The 23883-nt window shown below is 34.5% G+C and carries 23 protein-coding genes; all 23 read right to left on the reverse strand.

Annotation, left to right across the window (positions count from 1 at the left end; genetic code table 11):
• Positions 1-139: 139 nt before the first annotated feature.
• The 23 genes from pnp to MHI00_RS09920 all read right to left on the reverse strand — a co-directional run bounded on the left by pnp (position 140) and on the right by MHI00_RS09920 (position 23842).
• Positions 140-2254 carry a polyribonucleotide nucleotidyltransferase gene (gene pnp, locus MHI00_RS09810; RefSeq protein WP_201730967.1) on the reverse strand — a complete coding sequence of 705 codons (2115 nt, stop codon included), beginning with the start codon at positions 2252-2254 and terminating at the stop codon, positions 140-142.
• Between the two features lie 214 nt (positions 2255-2468).
• The gene (rpsO, locus tag MHI00_RS09815) at positions 2469-2738 is read right to left on the reverse strand and encodes a 30S ribosomal protein S15 (RefSeq protein ID WP_010054155.1); all 270 of its coding nucleotides are present in this window, start codon (positions 2736-2738) and stop codon (positions 2469-2471) included.
• A gap of 227 nt (positions 2739-2965) precedes the next feature.
• A complete protein-coding gene (locus MHI00_RS09820) occupies positions 2966-5047 on the reverse strand; it encodes a BglG family transcription antiterminator (protein WP_341113243.1) in 2082 nt (693 codons plus the stop codon).
• Positions 5048-5217: 170 nt separating this feature from the next.
• The gene (locus tag MHI00_RS09825; RefSeq protein ID WP_287430418.1) at positions 5218-5934 is read right to left on the reverse strand and encodes an L-ribulose-5-phosphate 4-epimerase; all 717 of its coding nucleotides are present in this window, start codon (positions 5932-5934) and stop codon (positions 5218-5220) included.
• Entirely contained in the window at positions 5924-6787 is an 864-nt protein-coding gene (locus tag MHI00_RS09830) for an L-ribulose-5-phosphate 3-epimerase (protein ID WP_341113245.1), read from the reverse strand. Before MHI00_RS09830 ends, MHI00_RS09825 begins: the two co-directional genes overlap by 11 nt.
• A 4-nt stretch (positions 6788-6791) precedes the next feature.
• Positions 6792-7430, reverse strand: a complete 639-nt coding sequence (locus MHI00_RS09835; RefSeq protein ID WP_201734924.1) for a 3-keto-L-gulonate-6-phosphate decarboxylase UlaD — start codon at positions 7428-7430, stop codon at positions 6792-6794.
• A 17-nt stretch (positions 7431-7447) separates the two neighbouring features.
• Positions 7448-7921 (reverse strand): PTS sugar transporter subunit IIA, encoded by a 474-nt coding sequence (locus MHI00_RS09840; protein WP_135054813.1) that lies wholly within the window; start codon positions 7919-7921, stop codon positions 7448-7450.
• A 68-nt stretch (positions 7922-7989) separates the two neighbouring features.
• Positions 7990-8268, reverse strand: a complete 279-nt coding sequence (locus MHI00_RS09845; RefSeq protein WP_010054147.1) for a PTS sugar transporter subunit IIB — start codon at positions 8266-8268, stop codon at positions 7990-7992.
• A 32-nt stretch (positions 8269-8300) separates the two neighbouring features.
• On the reverse strand, positions 8301-9725 hold the full coding sequence (locus MHI00_RS09850; RefSeq protein WP_057000299.1) for a PTS ascorbate transporter subunit IIC: 1425 nt from the start codon (positions 9723-9725) through the stop codon (positions 8301-8303).
• A 91-nt stretch (positions 9726-9816) separates the two neighbouring features.
• Positions 9817-10881, reverse strand: a complete 1065-nt coding sequence (ulaG, locus tag MHI00_RS09855) for an L-ascorbate 6-phosphate lactonase (protein WP_135054809.1) — start codon at positions 10879-10881, stop codon at positions 9817-9819.
• A gap of 263 nt (positions 10882-11144) precedes the next feature.
• Positions 11145-13139, reverse strand: a complete 1995-nt coding sequence (uvrB, locus tag MHI00_RS09860; RefSeq protein ID WP_376711896.1) for an excinuclease ABC subunit UvrB — start codon at positions 13137-13139, stop codon at positions 11145-11147.
• Positions 13140-13168: 29 nt separating this feature from the next.
• Complete coding sequence (proC, locus tag MHI00_RS09865) at positions 13169-13954, reverse strand: pyrroline-5-carboxylate reductase (protein WP_341113251.1); 786 nt, start codon at positions 13952-13954, stop codon at positions 13169-13171.
• Between the two features lie 220 nt (positions 13955-14174).
• Positions 14175-14429 (reverse strand): 30S ribosomal protein S20, encoded by a 255-nt coding sequence (rpsT, locus tag MHI00_RS09870; RefSeq protein ID WP_010054139.1) that lies wholly within the window; start codon positions 14427-14429, stop codon positions 14175-14177.
• Positions 14430-14742: 313 nt separating this feature from the next.
• Positions 14743-15768, reverse strand: coding sequence for a DNA polymerase III subunit delta (gene holA / locus MHI00_RS09875; protein WP_010054138.1), 1026 nt, complete (start codon positions 15766-15768; stop codon positions 14743-14745).
• Between the two features lie 84 nt (positions 15769-15852).
• Positions 15853-18198, reverse strand: a complete 2346-nt coding sequence (locus tag MHI00_RS09880) for a DNA internalization-related competence protein ComEC/Rec2 (RefSeq protein ID WP_341113260.1) — start codon at positions 18196-18198, stop codon at positions 15853-15855.
• Positions 18199-18678, reverse strand: coding sequence for a ComE operon protein 2 (locus MHI00_RS09885; RefSeq protein ID WP_010054136.1), 480 nt, complete (start codon positions 18676-18678; stop codon positions 18199-18201).
• 145 nt (positions 18679-18823) lie between these two features.
• Complete coding sequence (locus MHI00_RS09890) at positions 18824-19498, reverse strand: helix-hairpin-helix domain-containing protein (RefSeq protein WP_015076151.1); 675 nt, start codon at positions 19496-19498, stop codon at positions 18824-18826.
• Between the two features lie 110 nt (positions 19499-19608).
• The gene (locus MHI00_RS09895) at positions 19609-20646 is read right to left on the reverse strand and encodes a SepM family pheromone-processing serine protease (RefSeq protein ID WP_119906446.1); all 1038 of its coding nucleotides are present in this window, start codon (positions 20644-20646) and stop codon (positions 19609-19611) included.
• Positions 20647-20664: 18 nt separating this feature from the next.
• Complete coding sequence (gene coaD / locus MHI00_RS09900) at positions 20665-21156, reverse strand: pantetheine-phosphate adenylyltransferase (RefSeq protein WP_010054805.1); 492 nt, start codon at positions 21154-21156, stop codon at positions 20665-20667.
• Entirely contained in the window at positions 21149-21763 is a 615-nt protein-coding gene (gene rsmD / locus MHI00_RS09905; RefSeq protein WP_267495217.1) for a 16S rRNA (guanine(966)-N(2))-methyltransferase RsmD, read from the reverse strand. The genes coaD and rsmD overlap by 8 nt, the downstream gene beginning before the upstream one ends.
• A gap of 132 nt (positions 21764-21895) precedes the next feature.
• On the reverse strand, positions 21896-22231 hold the full coding sequence (locus MHI00_RS09910) for a YlbG family protein (RefSeq protein WP_010054802.1): 336 nt from the start codon (positions 22229-22231) through the stop codon (positions 21896-21898).
• 15 nt (positions 22232-22246) lie between these two features.
• Positions 22247-22681 (reverse strand): YlbF family regulator, encoded by a 435-nt coding sequence (locus MHI00_RS09915; protein WP_010054801.1) that lies wholly within the window; start codon positions 22679-22681, stop codon positions 22247-22249.
• Between the two features lie 99 nt (positions 22682-22780).
• On the reverse strand, positions 22781-23842 hold the full coding sequence (locus MHI00_RS09920) for a CAP-associated domain-containing protein (RefSeq protein ID WP_158380499.1): 1062 nt from the start codon (positions 23840-23842) through the stop codon (positions 22781-22783).
• Positions 23843-23883 lie beyond the last annotated feature (41 nt).

The raw sequence follows: 23883 nt of genomic DNA on the forward strand, positions 1-23883 counted from the left end.
CCTTTTAGTCGATGCATAAAAAAAGGAACACAGTCCATCTTTGATGGATGTGTATCATGTTTCTAAGTTGCTAAAGCAACAAGAACCATGACAAAAGCAACTTAAAGGAAAACCTTCAAGTTGCTCACTTCAATATAATTTATTTTTTAGCTTCTTCTTCTTTAAGCAAAGCTTTACGTGATAAGTTAATTCTTCCTTGATTATCAATTTCAGTAACTTTAACCATTACTTTATCGCCTAATGCTAGAATATCTTCAACTTTTCCAACGCGCTCATTTGCTAATTCAGAAATATGAACTAAACCATCTTTACCTTTTATGATTTCAATAAAAGCACCAAATTTTTCAATACGTTTTACAGTACCATCAAAGATTTCGCCAACTTTGATTTCTCTAGTTAACTCTTCAATAATTGTTTTAGCTTTCTTAATCATATCAGCTTCAGTAGATGCAATACTTACATTACCTTCTTGATCAATATCAATTTTAACGCCAGTTTCTTCAATAATCGCATTGATTTGATCGCCACCACGTCCAATAACCACTTTGATCTTATCTGGATTAATTTTAATCATTTCAATCTTAGGCGCATATGGGCTTAATTCTTGACGAGGTTCCGCAATTGTTGAAACTAACTCTTCTAAAATTTCTAAACGAGCTTTTTTAGCTTGAGTTAGAGCTTCTTCTAGAATTTGTTGCGTAATTCCATCAATTTTAATATCCATTTGCAAGGCTGTAATTCCGTCTTTTGTTCCAGCAACTTTAAAGTCCATATCACCTAAATGATCTTCTAGACCTTGAATATCTGTTAACACAGTGTAGTTATCTTCATTTTTAACTAGACCCATCGCAATCCCCGCTACTGGAGCTTTGATTGGTACACCAGCATCCATTAAAGCTAACGTTCCGGCACAGATACTTGCTTGAGAAGAAGAACCATTTGATTCTAAAACTTCTGCTACTAAACGAATTGTATACGGGAAATCCTCTTCTGAAGGGATAACTTCTGAAAGCGCACGCTCTCCTAAAGCTCCATGTCCAATTTCACGACGACCTGGTCCACGGCTTGGTCCAGTACTTCCAACAGAATATTGTGGGAAATTGTAATGGTGAATGAATCGTTTGCTATCTTCAAGTCCTAGTCCATCAATAATTTGATGTTCGCCAAGTGGCGCTAGAGTTGCTATAGATAAAGCTTGTGTTTGACCACGAGTAAATAATCCTGAACCGTGTGTACGTGGTAGGATACCCGTTTCAGATGATAAATGACGAATTTCGTCTACTTTACGACCATCTGGACGAATTTTATCTACCGTAATTAAACGACGAACTTCATTTTTTTCCATATCTTCAACAATTTGTTTGATTTCTTTTTGAATACGAGCTGCTTCATCATGATCAGCATATTTTTCAGCAAAAAAGGCAATTGCTACATCTTTTACTTCTTCAATGTTTTCTTCACGGGCTAATTTTTCTTCTGTTTGAATCGCTTCAACCATTTTTGCTTGGTAGCTATCGTTAACTTCTTTTTCTAATTCAGCATCAATTTGTAATAATTGAATTTCCATTTTTTCTTTACCAACTGCTGCTTGAATTTCTTCTTGGAATGCGACTAATTCTTTAATTGCATTGTGTCCAAAAATTAAAGCACCTAACATATCTTCTTCTGACACTTCTTTAGCGCCACTTTCAACCATGTTAATTGCGTCTTTCGTTCCAGCTACAGTTAAATGAATATCAGACAGTTCGTTTTGTTCAATCGTTGGATTGATGACATACTCACCATTGATACGTCCAACATCAACACCAGCAATTGGTCCATTGAAAGGAATATCAGAAATAGCTAATGAAAGTGAGGAACCAAACATTGCTGAAAATTCTGGTGAACAGTCTTGCTCAACAGACATAACCGTATTTGTAATTTGAACTTCATTACGGAAACCTTCAGCGAACATAGGACGAATTGGGCGGTCAATTAAACGAGCTGTTAAGGTTGCACGTTCACTTGGACGAGCTTCACGTTTAATAAATCCACCAGGTATTTTCCCAACAGCATACATTTTTTCATCGTAATTTACAGTCAATGGAAAGAAATCTACATCTTTTGCTTTTTTACTTGCTACGGCAGCAGTTAAAACAACGGTATCACCATAACGAACTAAAACAGCACCATTGGCTTGTTTTGCTAATTGTCCAGTTTCAATTGTTAATGTCCGGCCAGCCCATTCTTTTGTAAAAATTTGTTTTTCTGTCATTTTTTACATGTCTCCTTTGTTTTTAAAGATTACTAATTTATTTCCTCACAATACACACGAGCTACTAAACAAATGTAAACAGTGAATGGGAACGTCTTACATTTGCATAGTAGGATATTGGAATTGAGTGATTGAAATTAGCTTCTCTATTTTTACTTACATACAAAATGAAGCGAGATTCTTATGAACCTCGCTTCAACTTCAGCATACGAGATTAACGACGTAAGCCTAGGCTTTGAATTAATTCACGGTAACGAGCTACATCTTTGTTACGTAGATAAGCTAATAAGTTACGACGGTGACCAATTTTTTTCATTAATCCACGGTATGAATGATGATCTTTTTTGTGAACACGTGCATGCTCATTTAAGTGATTGATTTCTGCAGTTAATACAGCAATTTGTACTTCTGGAGAACCAGTATCTCCTTCGTGAGTTGCATATTGTTTCATGATTACGTTTTTGTCTTCTTTAGAAATTGCCATTTCTAAACACCTCTTCCTATTAGATTTGCCACTTACTGAGTAGTTCGTTGGTGACTCGAAGAACCAAGTAAGGGTCATGTGCTTTGCACAACCTAAACTTTACACGATAATCATTAAAAAAGCAAGCAGATTTTATGCTCTTTTAGCCTAATTGTCAAAGGAATTTTGTCCGTTATCTTTCTTCCGTTGCTATTTTTACTGCACATCATTTCACGTGCTCTTTTCAACTACCAATCTATACTTGCTATTGCCTCCTTAAACGAGTTTTTTTCTTTTAACTGGCGCAAAAAAGAACCTTGTAATAAATGATCTAATTCAAACAACAAAGGCACATGTCCCATGTTTTCTTCCGTTGCTAAAAATAGGACAAATTGGACTTGCTCATTAGTACTCAATACAAACGGTGTCTTCAAATAGAGAAAGCTACAGCCTTGTTTCATCGATCCAAAGCGGTAATCAGTGTGAACCAATAGCACTTTAGGGTATAAAAAAATAAACCTTTCTTCCTTTAATTCCTTTAAAACTTGTTGTGTATACGTTGGTTGAATATATTTTTCTTCGATTAAAGGCCCAGAAAGCCAAGACATCATTTCAGTTAATGAGCCGACTTCTTGCTTAATACAGCAAAAAAAAGGATTCTTTAAGAAATCAATCAACTCAATATGTTGTGTTTCTACACTGTTTTTTTCTGATTGTTCCAACACGTGAGACAACTCTGCAATAAAATCCTCTTGATTCGTTAAATACTGGTAATCATTCATTAACTGTTTAATTTTATCTCGCATTTTTAAATAGCGACCATGGGATTGTTCAATTTTTTTGATGCGTATTTTTTCTTCTTTCGTTAAAATTACAGATACAATAACGGTTTCACCTTGATTATGCACATAGTTCGTATTTGTCGAAATACAATAATCGACTTTTCCCGAATAAAAATGGGCATTATCTGATTTTAAAATGCCTACAATAGACACATTAGGAAGCAATTGACGCAAATGGTTTTCCAATAAGGAATTCAGTACATCAGGAAAATCAGAAACAATAATTAATTGGGGAACATATTGCTTGGTTTGTTCCTTTAAAATGGCTTCTTCAAAATATAGAGCAACTTCAGCTAACTCTTCTTTTGAAAAACCATCTGGAAAGCTATGTTGAAAAACCACATCAGACTTCATTAAATTACTGACTTTTTCGGTTAATCGAAAAGCTTTTTGATAATAAGTAGAAACATTATCTAGTCCATAACTAGGCATTTGCATATCAAATACATGCCGGTAATAAAGAACTTTTAAATGTGTTTGGATTTTTTTTATTAAATTTTCTCGATCATGAAAATACAATCCCACTATTTGTTCAAATAAGGTCACGAGATTTTCTGTTAAATAAATTAAATTTTCAAAAGGGTTGCTTCTAAAATGAGCATCTGTGTTCTTTTCAATACACAATAACAACATACCATAGTATAAAGCTTCTTCCTCAAGATAGTTGATTTTAATTATTAATTCAATTTTAACTAACAGCTTTTTAGCAACTTGATATTCTAAACGTTCTTTAATTAGAAACTCTTCTCCATCTGTCCATTTTGGAATGCAATTTTTAGTATTTCTATCTTTCAAAATAAAAATTAATTTGGATAAGATATGAATATCTTGTGCAGCTAACTCTTTTCCTAATGATCCCTTCGTCTTTTCAATAAGTTTTTTTATTGGCTCAATAATCGTTTCCTTTAAAATTTCTAGATTTTCATAGCCTAATGCTCCTAATAAAAAATCAAAACAAGCTTCTTTTTGTCCTGTTTCAATTAAATATAGCTGTTGATAAATCAGTTGTCTTCGCTCTAATTCATCTACAATAATATGATAGCCTTTTGCTTTTGTACTTTTTAATTGGATTTCTGAAACAGCAAAATGTTCCTTAACCCACTGAATATCCTTTAAAATTGTATTTCTTGAGACTAAAAACAACTCTTGAAAATGATTTAATTGCCATTTTTGATTCTCAATTAAAATCAGTACTGTCACAATCACACGCCGTTCATTAATGGTTAAAATAAAGTCTTGTTTTTTTTGATTTTTTAACCACTCCTTAATTTTTCTTTGCTGCTGACTACTTACTTGTAAAACTCCCCGTGCTTGTTTTTCAAGTATCGGACTATCAAGAACCAGAAGAAGTTCATTTAGTTTTTCAATGTAATAATAAATCATTCGCCTTGATAAACCAGAGCGATTAGCTAAAGCTGTAATCCCACTAATCTCTTTTTGCTTTACTAGGATCTTTAAAAACTGGTTAAACTTTGAATCAAATTGCATGTTTATCCGCCCCTATCTGCTTTTTTAAACTGATGGAACTAGCCTAATTCATAGACTATTTTTAAGCTTGACCATCTTGATACTTATCAATATCCTTATCAAAAAGGTAAGAGATAAATAAACTTTATCTCTTACCTCAGTTTACCAAAAACAACTAGTTGCTTAAATAGCTAAAATTGACCATAATAAGCAGCTGATCCATGCTTTCTAAAATAATGTTTATCTAACAAATAACCTGGCAATAAACACTCAGTGGCTGAAGCTAATTCTTCTGAATGTAGAGCCATTTCGGCTACTTCTTCTAAAATCAAACTATTTTCAACAGCTTTTTGAGGAGTATCTCCCCAAGTAAAAGGACCATGACCTTTTACAATAACAGCAGGAATAGCTAAAGGATCTAATTTTTTTTCATTAAAAGTTTCAACAATTACCTTACCTGTTTCAACCTCATAATCCACTTCAACTTCTGTTTGTGTTAACTCTCGGGTACAAGGTACCGTACCGTAAAAAGTATCTGCATGGGTCGTTCCATAGGCCGAAATTCCTCGACCTGCTTGTGCCCAGCAAACAGCCCATTTCGAATGAGTATGAACTACCGATCCAATTTCTGGAAACTTTTGATACAAGACACAATGAGTCGGTAAATCAGAAGAGGGGTTTAACTCGCCTTGTAAAACCTTACCACTTAAATCAGTTACAACCATGTCCGCTTCTTGCATTTTTTCATACGGTACACCACTTGGTTTAATCACAATCAGTCCTAATTCGCGATTAATCTGACTCACATTCCCCCACGTTAATTTAACTAACCCGGCTTTGGGTAAAAATAGATTGGCTTCATAAACATTTTTTTGCATTTCTTTAATAATTTTAGCTTTAGTATTCATAATTAAAACCCGCCTCCTTTAATATTGGCAGTAGAAAAGCCTTAGCAACCTTGATTTCCTCCTTAAAATCCGAACTCTCTTCGGACCACATTTCAATTAAAAAGGGTCCATTATAAGAAAAAGACTTCATTGTCTTAAGGCATCCCAAGAAATCAACGCATCCTTCGCCAAAAGGAACGCCTTTAAATTTCCCTGAAAAATTATCCGTAACAGCTAGCGTATCTTTTAAATGAGTGGCAACGATGGCTCCCTTACCAAGTTCCAGTTCATAACCAGGATCATTTTCCGGCCATGCCGATAAATTACCTAAATCAGGATAGACTTGTAGCCACGGTGAAGGAATTTGTTTTTTGATACGTTTGTATTTGGTGATAGATGACATAAAAGAATCATCCATTATTTCAATTGCTAAGGTTATTTGCTTTCTAGCAGCTAAAGCAACTGATTTTTCTAAATTTTCAATAAAAAAACTTCGTGTTGCTACTGATTTTTTCTCATAATAGACATCATAACCAGCTAATTGAATGACTCGAATACCTAAATCAGAGGCTAAATCAATTGCTTTTGCCATAATCTCCAGCCCTTTTCCACGAATAACGGGATCAACAGAACCTAACGGGTAACGTCTATGTCCACTTAAGCATAGTGATTGAATCGTAACCCCAGTTTTAACAATTGCTTGGCTGACTTCATTCCGACTATTTTTTGACCAATCTAGCCTAGCTAATCGTTCATCCGTTTCATCAATTGACATTTCCACAAAATCAAAACCTAATGACTTCGCCAGTTGTAGTCGCTCTTCCCAACTGATATTTTTAGGTAGGGCTTTTTCATAAATACCTAAAGTATTCATTAAATCACCCCCATATTCGTTTAATTTCCGCCTTAAATTCACTTGCAGCTAGAGCTGGATCAGGTGCTGCTGTAATACCGCGACCAGTAATAAAAGTATAGACATCTAATTCTTTAAATAAGAGCAACGACTCTTTTGTTAAGCCTCCCGTTACAGATACCTTAAAACCCATATCGATTAATCGGCGCAATTTTTCTAAATCTTTTTCACCCCATGTATCCCCGGCCAATAAGGCATCACGACTTTGATGATAGATGACTTGTCTAATTCCAATTCTGTACCAATCTTTTGCTTGTTCAAATGTCCAATCGCCATACAATTCAACTTGTAATTCTTTGACTTCTTTCATTGCCGCTTCCATCGTAGCAAGTGTGGCACAACAAATAACTGTCATCCAATCTGCTCCCGCATCGCTACAATTCTTAGCAACCGTCCCTCCAGCATCTGCACATTTTGTATCTGCCACAATCAATTTATCAGGATATAAAGCTCGTAAACAACGGACAGCTTCCATTCCTGATTGAAGGCAAAGTATCGTACCTGCCTCGACAATATCGACAATTGGACCTGCTAAAGAAATGGATTGTAAAGCTGAACTCAAACTAGAATTATCTAAAGCAATTTGTAAATTAGGTCTTCCCATTGATTTTATCCCTCTTTCTATTCATTTAAGTAGGCGCTCATATCCGCCTCATCAATAATAGTTAATACCTCATTAACATCTGATGCTTGTTCTAAACGTTGAATAATATTGGGTAATTCAAAAACAGCTACAATTTGTGGAATAGCAATGCCTGTATGAATATCACTAGAAGTTGCTGCCAATGTAATGAGTACTGAAACTTCTTTCCCATCCGAAAAAACAACTGGATTTTTCAAAACAACTAAACTAAAGGCATCCCGCTTTACTCCATCTTCTGGTCTAGCATGAGGCATGGCCATACCCGGCATTAAAATATAATAAGGACCAAACTTTTCTGTTGAAGCAATGATGGCAGTTGGATAATCTCGTTCAACTGCACCACTAGCAATTAAAGGCGCCGCAGCCACAGCAATTGCTTCCTGCCATGTTTCAGCAGATTCACCTAATTTTATTGATTGATTCTCAATTAATGATTGTTTTAAAGAAAGCATAATTGTCCTCTTTTCTCTATAAATCTAGTATCATTTACTAGCTAAATAGCTGATTTAAAAAAGTATCGTTAAACTAGTGGAGCCAATTTGGTTTTAATTTCATTATCATCCATTAAATTATCTAAACCAAGTAAAGTCCCTTTCGTACGACCGTCTAGCTCATGAATCAAATGCTGTGAAGCCACAACAATATCATAACCATTTGCTTGTGATTTCGCTTCTCCAACACTACAATAATCGACTTTATAATCCGTTACAGCTAATTCTTTTAAAGCCTTTTCAATTTTCATTTTAATGACCATACTTGAACCCATTCCATTGCCACATGCTGCTAATACTTTTAACATACGCTCATCTCCGCTTCTTTATTTTTATTTGTTTACTCTAGACCTTCGTTGTAGGCCGATTTATTCTTAGAAAAACGATATTGTAATTGTGGAATTGCTAAAAAGAAGACACATACTAAAGCAAATCCAATAACGCCTAGATATTTCATAATAACGCCAGCCCATGGCCAAAACAGTTCGAAATCAATATTTCCATGCCAACCACCGTATTTATATAACCCAAAGAACATGACAGCAAAAGCACTGATGGACACCTGTAAAACACCTGATACAAAGGAACAAATCATGGCTGCGCGGATACCACCACGCTTGTTTGCAAAGACTGCAATCGTTGCATTATCAAAGAATACTGGTACAAACCCTGTAATGATCAGCACCGGCGATTTAAAAATAATTAAAGCAAAGATTGTAATAAATTGACCTAATGCTCCAAAAATAAATCCAAACAAAACTGCATTAGGTGGCGCAAAATTATACGTTGCTGCACAATCAACTGCCGGCAATGAGCCAGGTAAAATGCGATTTGAAATTCCTTGGAAACTGTTGGTTAACTCCGCCACAAACATACGCACGCCTTGCATTAAAATTGCTAAATAGACAGCAAAGAATAAGGATTGCGAAATAATATACATTAAAAATGAAGTTGTTGGAGTAAAAGCTGGATTAATTTCCCGTAAATAATCTTCTCCTAAAATGGTCATAATCACTCCGAAAAAAAGCATCATTAAAGTACCCGTAGCGACAATATTGTCATGAAAAATAGATAACCACTTAGGCATTTTGATTGTATCCAAATTCTTTTCTGGATCACCTAATTTACCAGCAACTTTATCGGTTAACCAAACCGCAAACATCTGTTGGTGTCCAATGGCAAAACCAGCATTCCCCGTCAAACGTTGCGTTGGCCCAACAGTTAGATTAGAGGATACTGCCCAGTAGAGCCCAACTAGGATTCCCACCATAATCCCCCCGGTTAAATTGCGGTACTGAGGAAATAGAAAGAAAATAATCCAAGTAACCGTTGTTGACTGCTGAACCATGATATGACCAGTTATAAACAAAGTTCTCAATTTAGTGATTTTTCGAAATAAAACTAACACAATATTTAACGAAAAACCGATTAAAAGTGAAATCATCGTCCATGATAATGAAATGCCGAGATTTTCTAATGCTGCATTGACTGCATTTAGCCCAAAATAAGGATCAATGACTGCGGCATCTAGATTAAAACGGTCATTTAATCCAGCTAAAATCGGACGAAACGTTGTTACTAGACCACCTGCCCCAACATTTAAAATCATATAACCGACAGTTGCTTTTATGAATCCTGCAAAACATTCATATAACGGTTTTTTCAAAAGTACATATCCAACAAAAACAATAATACCAATAAAAAATTCAGGTTTTTGTAGAATATTATTTGCGAACCACTCAAAGATACGTAAGAATATGTCCATTTTTCCAGCTCCTTTTTCTTTTTATCCTTCTCTATGAGACTAGGACAAAAATTCCTCAGCCTCCCAAATTTACTTTGTATAGAAATTTATTTTATAAAAATGATGGAAATGGCACGTCGTTTTCTACAGTAAAGACATCATCAAATCCTCGATAATAATTAAATTCACGTTTATCCTTATCATCTGGATAAACAAACTTTCCGCCAACTTGCCAAATATAAGGTTTAAAACCATATTGTAATCGATCTTTTTTCGATTCCCAGAGCATAGAAATTTCTTTTGGATCTGCTTGAAAATTTGCCCAAATGTCATAATGAACGGGTATCACAACTTTAGCATTTAAAGATTCCGCCATTCTCAGCATATCAACAGAAGTAACTTTGTCTGTAATTCCTCTTGGGTTTTCACCATACGCTCCTAAGGCAACATCGATTTTATACTGATTGCCATGTTTCGCAAATTGGTTTGAATAATGAGAATCTCCAGCATGATACAAAGAACCGCCGGACGTATCAAATAAATAATTAACGGCAATTTCATCCATATCCTGTGGCAGTTGCCCTTTCAAAACAACATCCTCTGCAGCCGTAATTAAAGCTGTCCGATCAAAAGCTTCTAATGCTGTAATCGTAATATCTTTCACTTTAATAACATCCCCTGGTTTTACAACAATACAACGCTCTTTTGGAACACCCCATTCCATCCAAATATCAACAACTCCTTGTGGACCTATAAAAGGCACTGAGGCATCACAATTTTGTAACACAGCGGCAGCCGTGTTAATATCAACATGATCTGAATGAATATGAGTAACCACTAGAGCATCTAAATTTGTAATGGCAAATGGATCGATTACAAATGGCTGAGTCCTCAAGTTAGGTTGCATGTTTTCACAACCACTCATTCGCATCATTTGATGACCTTTTTTCATTTTTCCATTTCCATGACTTTGTTTACCTGTTCCACACCATAAATCACATAAAATATTTGTACTTTTGTCTGACTTTAGCCAAATTCCTGTACATCCTAACCACCACATTGCAAATGTATTAGGTTTAACTACAGTTGCTTCAATTTCCTCATTTAAATACGTACCCCACTCTGGAAATGTTGCTAAAATCCAAGATTCTCTTGTTACTTCATTAACCTTTGCCATTTAATCAAACTCCTTTTGAAAACGTTTTATTTTTGAACTACCCTAACTATACGTTCTCCCTTAAAACAAAAAAAGACCAACTTCAGCACAATCAAGTTGTACATCAGTGGACTGTTTAGCCTAGTAGATAAAAATAGAGGATTTTCTAAAGGTATGATTATTTTATTCTACAATAAAAAAAGTAGTTTGAGAGTTTCCCCTCAAACTACTTAATGGATTATGTTTGTACAAGTTATTTCTCAACTCTAGTGGATGAATAAAAGTTACTTAGCTTTCAACTCTAAGACAATATCTCTTAAGTTTGCTGCTTTTTCAAAATCAAGCTCTTTTGCAGCAGCACGCATTTCCATTTCCATTTTCACAATCAATTCTTTACGCTCTGCTTGCGTCAAATCATTAATCATTTCTGCAGCTGAATCGTAATCATTTGAGTCATCTACAGCTTTAGTAATCGAAATTAAATCACGAACTTCTTTAATAATCGTTTGCGGTACAATCCCATGTTCTTTGTTGTAGGCTTCTTGAGTAGCCCGACGACGACCCGTTTCATCAATCGCAGCTTTCATTGAATCCGTCATTTTATCTGCATACATAATTACTTTTCCGTTTGAATTTCTAGCAGCTCGTCCAATCGTTTGAACTAATGAACGCTCACTACGTAAAAAGCCTTCTTTATCTGCATCTAAAATAGCCACTAAGGAGACTTCGGGAACATCGATTCCCTCACGTAATAAATTGATCCCTATCAGAACATCAAATTCTCCTAAGCGTAAATCACGAATGATTTCGGTTCGTTCAAGAGTCTTAATATCACTATGGAGATACTTAACTTTAATCCCAACTTCTTTCAAATAGTTTGTTAAGTCTTCTGACATTTTTTTAGTTAGTGTGGTAATAAAGACACGCTCATTTCGTTCTGATCGTGCATTTATCTCTCCAATCAAATCATCAATTTGACCATGAATTGGTCGAACTTCAATAATAGGATCCAACAAACCAGTTGGACGAATAATTTGCTGAACAACTTCTGGAGTTCGCTCAAGTTCATAAGGACCAGGTGTTGCCGAAATATACATAATTTGATTCACATGTTCTTCAAACTCTTCTAAACGTAATGGACGATTATCTAATGCACTTGGTAAACGGAATCCATAATCAACCAAACGTTGTTTACGAGCTTGGTCACCATTGTACATTCCTCTGATTTGCGACATCGTAATATGTGACTCATCTATCACAATCATTGAATCATCAGGAAAGAAGTCTAACAATGTATAAGGTGGCTCTCCAGCCTTACGACCATCCATTTGTCTAGAATAGTTTTCAATACCAGAACAATAGCCCATTTCTAGCATCATTTCCATATCATAGTTCGTTCTTTGTTCTAAACGTTGTGCTTCTACTAGCTTATCTTCCCCGCGTAAAACCTTTAAACGAGCTTCAAGTTCTGCTTTAATATTATTAACGGCTTCACGAGTCTTATCCGCATTTGCAATAAAATGAGTCGCGGGAAAAATAGGTACATGCTCAACATCTGCTTTAATCTCACCCGTTAGTACATCAATTTCACGAATCCGTTCAATTTCATCACCAAAAAACTCTACACGAATCGCTTCACTATCCCTTGAAGCTAAAAATATTTCAACCACATCGCCACGAACTCTAAAACGGCCTCGTTGAAAATCAATATCATTGCGCTCAAATTGCATCTCGACTAGGCGGCGTAGTAATTCATTGCGTTCCATTTCTGCGCCTTGCCGAATTGAAAGGACATGCTCTTTATAATCTAAAGGGTTAACCAAGCCATAAATACAGGAAACTGAAGCTACAACAATTACATCACGTCGCTCAATTAATGAACTTGTGGCTGAATGTCGTAGTTTATCGATTTCATCGTTGACACTTGATTCCTTTTCAATATACGTATCACTAGAAGGGACATATGCTTCTGGTTGGTAATAATCATAATAACTAACAAAATATTCAACAGCATTATTAGGGAAGAACTCTTTAAATTCTCCATATAATTGACCAGCTAATGTTTTATTATGAGCGATAACTAAGGTAGGTTTATTGACTTGTTGAATGACGTTTGAGACTGTAAATGTTTTACCTGTCCCCGTCGCTCCCAAAAGTGTTTGTTCCTTTCGTCCCTCATTAATTCCCTTGACTAATTGACGAATCGCCTCAGGCTGATCCCCATTAGGTTGATATTTTGATACTAAATCGAATGTATCTTTCACCACTGCTTTCACCACTTTCCATCCAAATTAAACTTGTAATCCAATTAGTTCTTAGTTGCCGCATCAATTGCTTGAATAACTGCATTGCGAAAGCCGAACTGTTCTAAAGCCACAACACCCTTAATTGTGGAACCACCAGGTGAACAAACATCATCCTTCACTATTCCAGGATGATCTCCAGACAGTAAAGCTAATTTAGCTGTTCCCAAAATAGCTTGTTCTGCTAATAAGTAAGCCTGTTTTCTTGAAAGTCCATTTAAAACACCACCATCAGCTAAAGCTTCAATAAAAATAGCAATAAAGGCCGGGGAGCACCCAGAAACTGTACCCGCACTATTTAATTGTGCTTCGCTAACTTCCACAACTTCACCAACTGCTTGAAAAAGAGCTTCTGTCTTATCGCGTTCACCACTACCAATCTGGTCGTTGTAACTCACAGCTGTCATTCCTGCTTGAATTGATACAGGCGTATTAGGAATTGCGCGAACAAGTTTTATTTTTTCATTCAATAGTTTAGTGTACTCACTAAATTTCATCCCCGCAGCCAATGAAATCAGCAGTGTATCAGGCATAATAGCTTCCTTGATTTCATTTAAAACAGTTGGCATGATTTGAGGTGTCACAGCCAAGATTAAAACATCTACTTTTTTAGCAACCTCAGAATTGGATTGGCATAAATTATAGTGTAATTCTTTTTGTAATATAGCAGCGGTTCCACCACTTCCACCACTAACAAAAACTGAATCTGATGAACTAAAACCAGACTCAATCAAACCTTTTAATAAAGCTCCGCCCATTTGTCCTGCACCAATAACTCCAATACTATCCATTTCATCACTTCTTTTCATTTTATTTTATTTAAATGACCTACTTTTCAATAGTTATATTCTTATTCTAGCACGGAACGTTTGTTCTGTAAATCAAAGTTCATTATACTCTTCTTTTCATATGTAGCTACAAAAAACCTGAAAACAAATGAAGATCATTTGTTTTCAGGTTTTAGAAAAAAATAAAGCGCTCATCTTTTCAGAATGAGCGTTCCAACTCTTATTATTTAGCTAATTTAGCAGTTAAACGAGATTTGTCACGGTTAGCTTTATTTCTATGAATCAATCCTTTTGTTGCTGCCATGTCAACAGCTTTGATTGCTTCTTTGTGTAATGATGCAACGTTTTCAGAACCAGCTTCTACAGCTTGTTCGAATTTTTTAATAGCAGTACGCATAGCACTCTTTTGAGCGTTATTTTGTAAAGCTGCTTTTTCGTTTACGCGTACACGTTTGATTGCAGATTCGATATTTGGCAAATGATTCACCCCACTTTCAATTATTTACAACATAAAATGTGGTACATTCCAGTTGTTTCCAACATCAACTATTATACATAATGACGGCCTTCATTGCAATATAAAGTGTAAAGTTTTTTTACTTGATAGGCAAAGAAAGCTGAATTGTTGTTGTTATCCTCACTAAGCTTAAAGCATTTCAATCCAGTAGTCAAAATATTTCGTATTAAAAAGAGAATTTGCTTAAAATTTAGCTTTTAAGCCACTGCTACTAAAGTAAAAATAAGCTTTTTAAAATCTCATTCATTCCCCAAACTAGTTCGATTTTTTCAAGTTATTTAACTGCAGCAAACTGCAAAACAAATAACTCAAATTGCATTTCTTTATCCCCTTGCCCTGTCTTCAAGCGGTATTCAGCATCTACCAAACCTTCAAAAGCTGAGACTAATACTTTTTCACTAAATTTCCGAGCTTGTTGAATGGCTAATTTTACTCGATAAGGATGGACTTTTAACATACCCGCACTGTCTCCTTGCTGATAGCCTTTTTTCTCCAAAAACTTAACTTGTAAAAGCAACCTAAATTGCGTCATCAAAATAGCATTTATTTTAATTGGATCTTCTTTTTGTAAAAGTAAATCTTGATATAAACTTAATGCGTTTGCCGTTTGTCTTTTTAATACATATTCAACCAACGCAAAAATATTTTGCTCAAGTGATTTTGCAACTAAGTCATTTACAGCAGATTTGGTAATTTGTTTTGTATCAGAGCTAAATAAAAGCAATTTTGGCAATTCTGACATAGCGGTCGAAAGTTTGGCATCCGTCAATTGGATAAAAAGCTCAAAAGCTTCTGGAGTCATTGTATAGCCCTCATTGGCAATGGTATCTTTCAGAAAATGACGAACTTCTTTTTCAGATAGGGTGTTGACCTCTATAACTGTAGCTGTTTTTTTTAAAAGTTTCGTAATTTTTTTTCGTTCGTCTAATTTTTCATAAGGAGCAAAAAAAGCTAAAATAGTAAAATCTGGCGGATTTTTCAAATAATTTTCCAACCAAACTAAATCATGATCAATTTTTTGTTTACTTTTTTCAGCAGTGAAAAAATTGGGACGATCCATGATAACTAATCGTTTATCCCCAAAAAAAGGTACAGACTCAGCATCATCTAACGCAACTCCCACTGGAACTTCTTCCATATCATATATACCAAAATTTAAATCGCGTTCATCTTCAGCTAAAGTTGCTTGAATAAGTGTCTGCTTGGCAGAATCAGCTAAATAAGACTCCGTTCCCAAAAATAAGTAAACCGGAGAAAATTGACCTTTAGTGATTTTTGCCATTTCAGCTGTATAATTCATTATTTCCACCACTTTCATTTTCTATCTCAATCATACATGAGAATAGCTACTAATGACAAGTGAAAGTTAGATATTTTTACACCATTATTTTTCCATAATCCTTCTAAAGCTACCTTGCCCTGTTAGTGGTTCAGTATAATAAATCGCACCATCTAAATCTGTGCGAAAAATAATCATATTTTGTTCTTTTAAGCGACTAATTGTTTCTGGCCTTGGATGCTGAAATTGATTATCGAGACCAGCAGAAATCAATCCTACTTTGGCCTCTATAGTCTTTAAAAAAATTGAGCTTGATGACGTTGAACTCCCATGATGACCTACTTTTAATACATTCACCTTTGCCTTTGGATATTTTTGGAGCAACTTCAGTTCTCCTTCACTATCTAAATCACCTGTAAATAACCAACTAATTTGCCCAATTTCAGCATATAAAGTCAATGAATCTCGATTTTCACCTTGCCCTACTTCAGAAGGATACAACGCTTTTAATTTTATATCACTAGAAATAGACCATTCTTCTGGAGCTAGCAGACTATTTAAACGAGTTCCAGCCTTTTTTAACTTTTTTAGCGCTTTTCGAAAAGCAGGTTTCGTTTCTGATCCTGTCGCATAACTAATCTCTTTGATTGGTATACTTTCAGACAACTCAGCCAGAGCACCCATATGATCAACATGCCCGTGGCTAATAAAAACCCCATTCAAATAGCTAATACCTTCTGCCTTTAAGGCTGGAATCAATTTATTTTGCGCAATACTCGTATTTTTTTTCTTTTTTGCCCATCTCTTTTTTTCAAAGGTTAATGCACCACCTGTATCAATCAAGTATGCACCTTTGCCAAAACGATCTTTAATTAAAATTGAATCACCCTGCCCCACATCCAAGACAACTACCTTTAAAGAAGAATCAAAACGTGTGCTGAAAATTAGACAAGCCAAACTGACACAGAGTGTAACCAAACTAAGAAATCGGTGTTTTCGTTTTTCTAACTGCATAATAAAAATAAGAATACAGCTAAAAAATAAAAAAATGAAGATGAATTTTGGTCGCCCTGTTGTAATCATAAAGCTTCCAATTGAATTTATTTTTTGAAGAAAGCTCTCGATCCAACTAATTAATATACCCACAATCTCCACTAAAAACTGAAAAAAAGGCTGATTTAACCAGAATATAGAAGCAATGAGCAGAGCTAATAAAATGGGAAGTAATCCGTAAATAAAGATAAGTGTAAATAGGCTCGTAGCTATAACCGTTGCCCAAGAAAACTCATAAAAATGATACGCCAGAATGGGAATTGACATCAGCAACATCATAGATGAAATAAAAAGAGACTTCATCACATCGTACTTCAAGAAATCGATTAAATTAAGTGGGAATAATAATAAAAAAAGGGTTAATAAATAGCTTAACTGAAAACCCACAGAAAAAATCTGAGTTGGTTTTAGCCAAAGGCTGATAATTAAGGTCAGGCTCCATGCATCCAAAGAACTGCATTGTAATTTTATTTTCTCGCCTAAAATAGGTAGCCACCGCATACTAACTGCTCTAAAAATACTTGTTTGACCACCAGCTAACGCTCCATATAAAGGCAACATCATAAGTAGTGCTTCGTCTGTTAACTCTTTAGATAGCTTGAAACGTCTAAAGAGGCGCCTAAAAACCGTAACTAAATACTGTACATGAACACCAGAAATGCTTAGTAAATGAATCAAACCTAATTTAGAAAAATTTAGACGCGTCGTCTCCTCTAATTGGTTGCTATTGCCAAATAGTAATGCTCCAGTAAATTCTCCCACTTTATCAATTGGATAGGATTCTATATGTAAAAGTAATTTCCTCCTTAACAAATCAACTATTTTAGGAATTTGCCATATAGCAATCTTTTTTTTCTCAACTTTTTCAAACTTGTTTATTTTCAATACCCAATGAATAGTTTCTCTCTTTAAAAACTTTCGATAATTAAATTGAGCGAAATTCCGATTATTTTCTGGTTGTTCTAAACTTCCTTTAGCTGTTAGCTCAATAAAATTTTGGTTTTTTTTCCAGAAAATCTGTTCTTTTTCGTTTTTTAATTGGTAAAACCCAACAATTTTCTCTTTTTTTACTTTTCCATATTTTTTCTTTTTTAAAACTGTTCCATAAAATTGTAGTTGATCCCCATCAACCTTACTTTGTGTTGGATTAACTTCAACAACAAACTCTTGCTCATTTCCTGCTAAGTCTGTTTGGTTTGTCATAATAAAACGAGACGTGAACAAAACTGTGAATCCCATTATAATAAAACTTGTCACTATTACTTTGGGAATCCCAATGCAAACTATTCTGCTAATACCAAACAGGACAACTAGCACAGAAATAAAATGGGCATTCGTAAAAAAAATAAGAACACTACTCAAACTTAAAAGAGCTGGAAAAATCCAGAAATTACGCATTTATTCTACGTTGTTTTTCCCATTGCCAAAATCTAATTGTGCAAAATACTCATTTGAGAGTGTGACTTTTTGACATTGAACGTGGGCTTGTTCAATTAATTTTATCGCGTAAGGGTCATTGTGATAGTCCTCTAAATAATGAATTTTTTTAATCCCAGCTTGTAAAATCATTTTTGTACATTGTAAACAAGGAAAGTGCGTTACATAAATTTCTGCATTTTCTGTTCCTACACCAAACTTTGCACATTGTAAAATAGCATTCATTTCAGCATGAATCGTCCTTAAACAATGACCATCTACAATATAACACCCTTCATCAATACAATGGAGATCTCCAGTAACGGAACCATTGTAACCTCCTGCAATAATTCTTTTATCGCGCACAATCGTCGCCCCAACCGTTAATCTTGTACATGTGCTTCGTAAAGACAGCAATAAACTTTGAGCCATAAAATATTGATCCCACGGAATCCTTTTCATCATTTACCCTCCACTAATTTATCAAATTGATTTACCTAATTTTTAATTCTAAACATTTATACTCATAAAACAAGTAAATACTAATTTTAATTTCTTTAAGTATACAAAAGCTAGAATTAAGTTGCAACGCTTTTTCAATTACTAGTTAGCCCACTGTAATTTGCTCTTTTAAGCCTTCAAATATTTTTTCACCAATACCTGATATCTTTTTTAAATCTTCAATACTTTGAAAAGAACCATTTTCTTGCCGATACTCTACAATCATCTGGGCTTTTTTGGCACCAATTCCTGTTAAAGTTTGGAGTTCATTTGCCTCGGCCTGATTTATATTTAACTTGGCCTCAACTTCAGAGTTCTGATCTTTCTGTTTTACATTTTCTTCACGGTCTACTTCTTCAAATTTTGGTTCTTCTCCAATTAATGGGACATAGATAACCATCTGATCTTGTAAACGTAAAGAAAGATTTAAACCTACAGAATCTGCTTCAGTCAAAAAACCACCTGCCAATTCAATTGCATCTATCAAACGCATCTCCGCTTTTACAGAATAAACTCCTGGATTCAAAACAGACCCTTTCACATCTACAACCATCTTCTCATCAGGAACTTCAACATCTTCTTTCCTGCTTTTTTCTTCACTACTATCTTCGTTGAAGAGTGTTGAATCAACTGCTAAACTAGGTATCTCCTCAGAAACAGCTGAGCTTCTTGCAAATACTAAACTTGAAAATATTAACCCTATGCCAAGTACCCCTAAGGCAATCTTGAGTGCGAACAAATGATCCAACATCCATGTTTTTACTTGTTGTATTTTTTCCATACCACCAACCTCCTTTTTTTTAACCTTCACAAAGAAAGTATGCATAAATTCAATTTTTAATTTTTAAAATAAAAAAACATTCTAGCGATTATGCCAGAATGTTTTTTCCTTTATTTTTCTAAATAATCCACTGCATCTTGGAAAGTTTTTACAGGGACAATTTTCATTTTCGTACCAATTTTTTTTGCAGCTGCTTTAGCTTCTTCATAATTCGTTTTTAATTCCGGATATTTCTTTTTAATAGCCGGATCAATCTCATCATCTGGTGCAAAGAAAATAGTCGCTCCTTCTTTATCTGCTGCTACCACTTTTTTATCAATTCCACCAATTCGTCCAACCGTTCCATCTGGTGAAATCGTCCCTGTACCAGCAATTTGACGTCCATCTCGTAAATTAATTCCTTTTAATTGAGTATAAATCTCTAAACTAAACATTAACCCAGCAGACGGCCCACCAATTTCTTCTGTATTTACATCAACAGGAATTGTAGTTGTGATAGTTGTGTCATTTACCAAACTAATTCCTAATCCGGCTTTTTTATCCGTATCCATTTTCATTAATGGAGCCGAAACTTTTTTTTCTGACCCATTCCGATTGACAACTACATCAATTTCTTCCCCAACTTTTTTAGATTTTACATAGTCAATAAACTCTTCTGAACTTTTGAATGAGTGCCCATCTAGAGAAACAATTGTATCCCCAACTTCTAATTTCCCTTTGAATTTTGATTCATCCAGAATCGACATCACATAAACACCTTTATAATGTGTTTTATATTCAGCGCCTGCTGTTCGATAAGCTAGCTCAATAGCAGCGTTCACCGAACTTGTCATATAATAGTCTTGTACTTGATTGAACTCCTTATTTGAGCTGACATCACCATAAAGTTCTTTTTTAGTTAGTCCTTCATGAAAGGGTAAAAAGCGCATAAAATAGGTAAAGGCTGTTGCTTGCCGAACACCAACAGTCGTTAACATAAAACTACCATCTTCTTTATCTTTTTGATTATCAACGCTGATAAGTTCATTCAAATGAACCGCCGATCCAGGAGATTCAATAAAATACGGAATGGGTACAACTAAGCCTAAAACAATTAAAATAGCAATAATCGGGAGGATATATTTTGTTTTTTTTGGTTTATTAGTCATCATTTCCACTCTTTTCTGCTAATTTAATTTTTTGTATTTTTCTTTAATGGCTTCATTTACTACTTTAGGAACAAATGCAGAAATATCGCCACCAAAACGGGCTACTTCTTTAATTAAACTTGAACTGAGAAAACGATACTTCTCATCAGCCAATAAAATAACCGTTTCAATCTCTTCATTTAATTGTTTATTCATTAAGGCAATATTCGTTTCATATTCAAAATCTAAAGTATTTCGCATACCACGTATCATGGCAGTAATTTCCAAGTCCTTAGCTAAATCAATCGTCAATCCTCCAACATGAGAAATAACCTGAACATTTTCAATGTGTTGTAATGATTTTTCAATCAAGTCAATTTTTTCATTCGAATTAAATAAAGATACTTTAGAAGTATTCGTTAAAACAGCAATAATAACCTCATCAAAAAGCTTTGCAGCTCGCTGAATAGTATCAACATGACCATTAGTTAATGGATCAAAACTACCAGGAAATAGCGCTTTTTTACTCATCTTCTTCACTCTCTTCATCTAATTGATAAATAACAATCTTTGTCATTCCATAACTTTCTCTGCGTGTTGCTACCAAGCCTGCAACCTTATCAGGTAAATCCGTTTTCTTATCAACTTCACAAATGATTTTTCCATTCGGGTTTAGTAACTGTTTATCCATAATTTGGGTAAGTTGTTTTTCAATTTCTTGTTTCATATAAGGAGGGTCCATAAAAATCAAATCAAAGGCTTGATTTTGTCTACTTAAAGCATCTAAAGCACGATTCGCTTCATTTCGATAAAGTTGAAATTTCTCAGGCTCTTTCGTCATTTCAATATTTTCTTTAATTGTTTTGATTGCAAGAATTTCTTTATCAATTAAAATCGCTTTATCAAAACCACGAGATACAGCTTCAATCGCTAATCCACCACTTCCTGCAAATAAATCTAAGCAAACACCACCATCAAAATAAGGACCAATAATATTAAAAATTGATTCTTTAATTTTATCAGTTGTTGGACGGGTATTAGTTCCTGGGACAGCCTTTATTTTTCTACCACCATATTCACCTGAAATAACGCGCATAACTAGCTCCTTCTTTTTACATATTTTTTCTTTATTATTCATTTTAACAGAAAATTTTCTACTTATTTAGTTTTTTTACTTTAATTGCTAAAAAAATCCATCATTCATCATATAAATTTCACAATTTTAAACAAAAAAAGTAACTGTGAACACTGTCACAGTCACTTTTCATAATTAAACCATTTCTTTTAACTTTAATTGAGTAGCTCCCTCAATCATCGCAATTTCTTCTGCATCTTCAACTTCTTTACGATTTTTAGCTTTTCCAATCCGATCACCAAAATCCATATTGATTTCTGGTCTCATAGAAAGATCAACTTTTCGTACGAAATGAAGCCCATTTAGTTTTTTTTCTGTCGTTTCTACTTCAGACTTATCAACATAAATGACAACATATTTCATGCGCTTCGACACGTAATGGATAAGCCCAAAACGTTTTAGTGTTTTTAAATGCCGCAAACTATATACCCAGACAATAATCCCTTGTCGTTCATTTAAAATTAACTCCATTTTGTGCTCACCATCCTATCCACAACCGCAACCTCCACCAGTTCCACAACCACTTGCTCCTGTTGCAAAAAATGGATTCCCAGCTGGTACTTTTATTGTATCTGACACCGCTCTTGCTAGCGTTAAACTGACTTCATCTAAAATGGTTTGTAAATCTGTTTCAACTAATCGATACTGATAAACGAACTCATCAACATCCATTTCACGTTTTAAACGACGAACTTCACGATTTTTTTCTTTAAAATCTGGTGCAAATTTACCGTAAACTTCAATTTCTTCAAAAGCTTTTTTAGCTTGATTAAAAGCATGAATTTTAGCTTGTGCAGCTTCATCTTGTTCTAAAGCAATTTTAGCAGCACAATAATTTTGCCCGATATCACTTTCCATAATACTTTGAACTAAAGCAAATGCCTCTGTCTCCATATCAAGGTAATCTTCTGTAACAATCATAGGAAACCTTCTTTCATCTATAATCAAATTTAGTTCAACTATCGATAGTCTGTAGAAAAACATCTGATACTCATTCTATTTTTAGTATACAGAGAAGTATTAGAGTTTGTCAAGGGAGTCTAATAATAGGATTACTTCTTGATTTTGATAACGAATCCCACTATTTCTAAGCTTTTTATTCATTAAGAGTTCACGTTGGGTTTCTAAACTGAACCAATAACTCATGACCCATGTAGCGTCAGATGTATGATTTAAATATAAACTGTCACTATCTTTTGCTCCACTAGAATCTTTAGTCACAACTTCAGAAATTTGTTTATTACTTAAACCTTTGGATTGAATTTCTTCGTCTGTTCGTGAATTATACGTCGTAAAAACAGATGTAGCTAATTTAGTTAATTCTACATTTTCAATTAAGCTATTTAGCTGATTTCGTCTTCGAAGTACGTTAATCATTTCAAGCGTTTGTTTTTCATTTGCTTGATTGACTAATTCCCAATCAAGTTGTTCATTAATAATAGTAGAAATAGGCGTCATTGACGCTACTTCATAGACATTGAGATGGAGTAATACATCCGCATCTAAATAACGAACACCAAGAATTTCATTTGACACTTGATCTAACATTAGCATTGCAAAAGTTCCATTATCAAAAGCAACCAAAGGATGATAATTCATATCTGCCTCAGAAAGTTCAATTTGATAAACATCTTCATTAAAATTTATCTCAAAATTAGGATAAAGTGTTGTTACTTGATAGATATCATCAATGTTCATACCAATTTCAAATGGTTCTACCGTCAATTCTTTACCTAAAGCAAAAACAGTTACAACTTGTCCATTATTTACACCTACTTGCAAATAATTACGATCTTGTTGATTATAAATCCACCATTCAAATCCATAAGCCGTTGGATCTTTTCTTGTAGGTTCACCATATTTTTCAGTTATTTTAGAAACTGGTTGGTGAATATAAGCAGCAAAACCAGTTGCTGGAATTGTTTCTTGCACCATGCCCGTTTTAGGTTTATCCATTTCTTGTCCTGTTTCATGTGTATTAGCAGGAACTTTGGGATTATCTTTTGATTGTAAAATAGGTGTAGCATAAAAAATAATCATTAAAACAATAAATAGGGGAATAGCTCTTAAAAAAGTTTTCATACTCTTTTCAATCCTCATTTCTAAAGCGTACCCCTATTATC

The organism is Carnobacterium sp. FSL E2-0243, from assembly GCF_038003605.1.
Classification (GTDB): Bacteria; Bacillota; Bacilli; order Lactobacillales; family Carnobacteriaceae; genus Carnobacterium; species Carnobacterium maltaromaticum.

Coding starts and splice junctions, on each gene's coding strand:
- pnp (WP_201730967.1), bottom strand. CDS start 2,254: ATGACAGAAAAACAAATTTTTACAAAAGAATGGGCTGGCCGGACATTA.
- rpsO (WP_010054155.1), bottom strand. CDS start 2,738: ATGGCAATTTCTAAAGAAGACAAAAACGTAATCATGAAACAATATGCA.
- MHI00_RS09820 (WP_341113243.1), bottom strand. CDS start 5,047: ATGCAATTTGATTCAAAGTTTAACCAGTTTTTAAAGATCCTAGTAAAG.
- MHI00_RS09825 (WP_287430418.1), bottom strand. CDS start 5,934: ATGAATACTAAAGCTAAAATTATTAAAGAAATGCAAAAAAATGTTTAT.
- MHI00_RS09830 (WP_341113245.1), bottom strand. CDS start 6,787: ATGAATACTTTAGGTATTTATGAAAAAGCCCTACCTAAAAATATCAGT.
- MHI00_RS09835 (WP_201734924.1), bottom strand. CDS start 7,430: ATGGGAAGACCTAATTTACAAATTGCTTTAGATAATTCTAGTTTGAGT.
- MHI00_RS09840 (WP_135054813.1), bottom strand. CDS start 7,921: ATGCTTTCTTTAAAACAATCATTAATTGAGAATCAATCAATAAAATTA.
- MHI00_RS09845 (WP_010054147.1), bottom strand. CDS start 8,268: ATGTTAAAAGTATTAGCAGCATGTGGCAATGGAATGGGTTCAAGTATG.
- MHI00_RS09850 (WP_057000299.1), bottom strand. CDS start 9,725: ATGGACATATTCTTACGTATCTTTGAGTGGTTCGCAAATAATATTCTA.
- ulaG (WP_135054809.1), bottom strand. CDS start 10,881: ATGGCAAAGGTTAATGAAGTAACAAGAGAATCTTGGATTTTAGCAACA.
- proC (WP_341113251.1), bottom strand. CDS start 13,954: ATGGATAGTATTGGAGTTATTGGTGCAGGACAAATGGGCGGAGCTTTA.
- holA (WP_010054138.1), bottom strand. CDS start 15,768: ATGAATTATACAGCTGAAATGGCAAAAATCACTAAAGGTCAATTTTCT.
- MHI00_RS09880 (WP_341113260.1), bottom strand. CDS start 18,198: ATGCGTAATTTCTGGATTTTTCCAGCTCTTTTAAGTTTGAGTAGTGTT.
- MHI00_RS09885 (WP_010054136.1), bottom strand. CDS start 18,678: ATGAAAAGGATTCCGTGGGATCAATATTTTATGGCTCAAAGTTTATTG.
- MHI00_RS09890 (WP_015076151.1), bottom strand. CDS start 19,498: ATGGAAAAAATACAACAAGTAAAAACATGGATGTTGGATCATTTGTTC.
- MHI00_RS09895 (WP_119906446.1), bottom strand. CDS start 20,646: ATGACTAATAAACCAAAAAAAACAAAATATATCCTCCCGATTATTGCT.
- coaD (WP_010054805.1), bottom strand. CDS start 21,156: ATGAGTAAAAAAGCGCTATTTCCTGGTAGTTTTGATCCATTAACTAAT.
- rsmD (WP_267495217.1), bottom strand. CDS start 21,763: ATGAATAATAAAGAAAAAATATGTAAAAAGAAGGAGCTAGTTATGCGC.
- MHI00_RS09910 (WP_010054802.1), bottom strand. CDS start 22,231: ATGGAGTTAATTTTAAATGAACGACAAGGGATTATTGTCTGGGTATAT.
- MHI00_RS09915 (WP_010054801.1), bottom strand. CDS start 22,681: ATGATTGTTACAGAAGATTACCTTGATATGGAGACAGAGGCATTTGCT.
- MHI00_RS09920 (WP_158380499.1), bottom strand. CDS start 23,842: ATGAAAACTTTTTTAAGAGCTATTCCCCTATTTATTGTTTTAATGATT.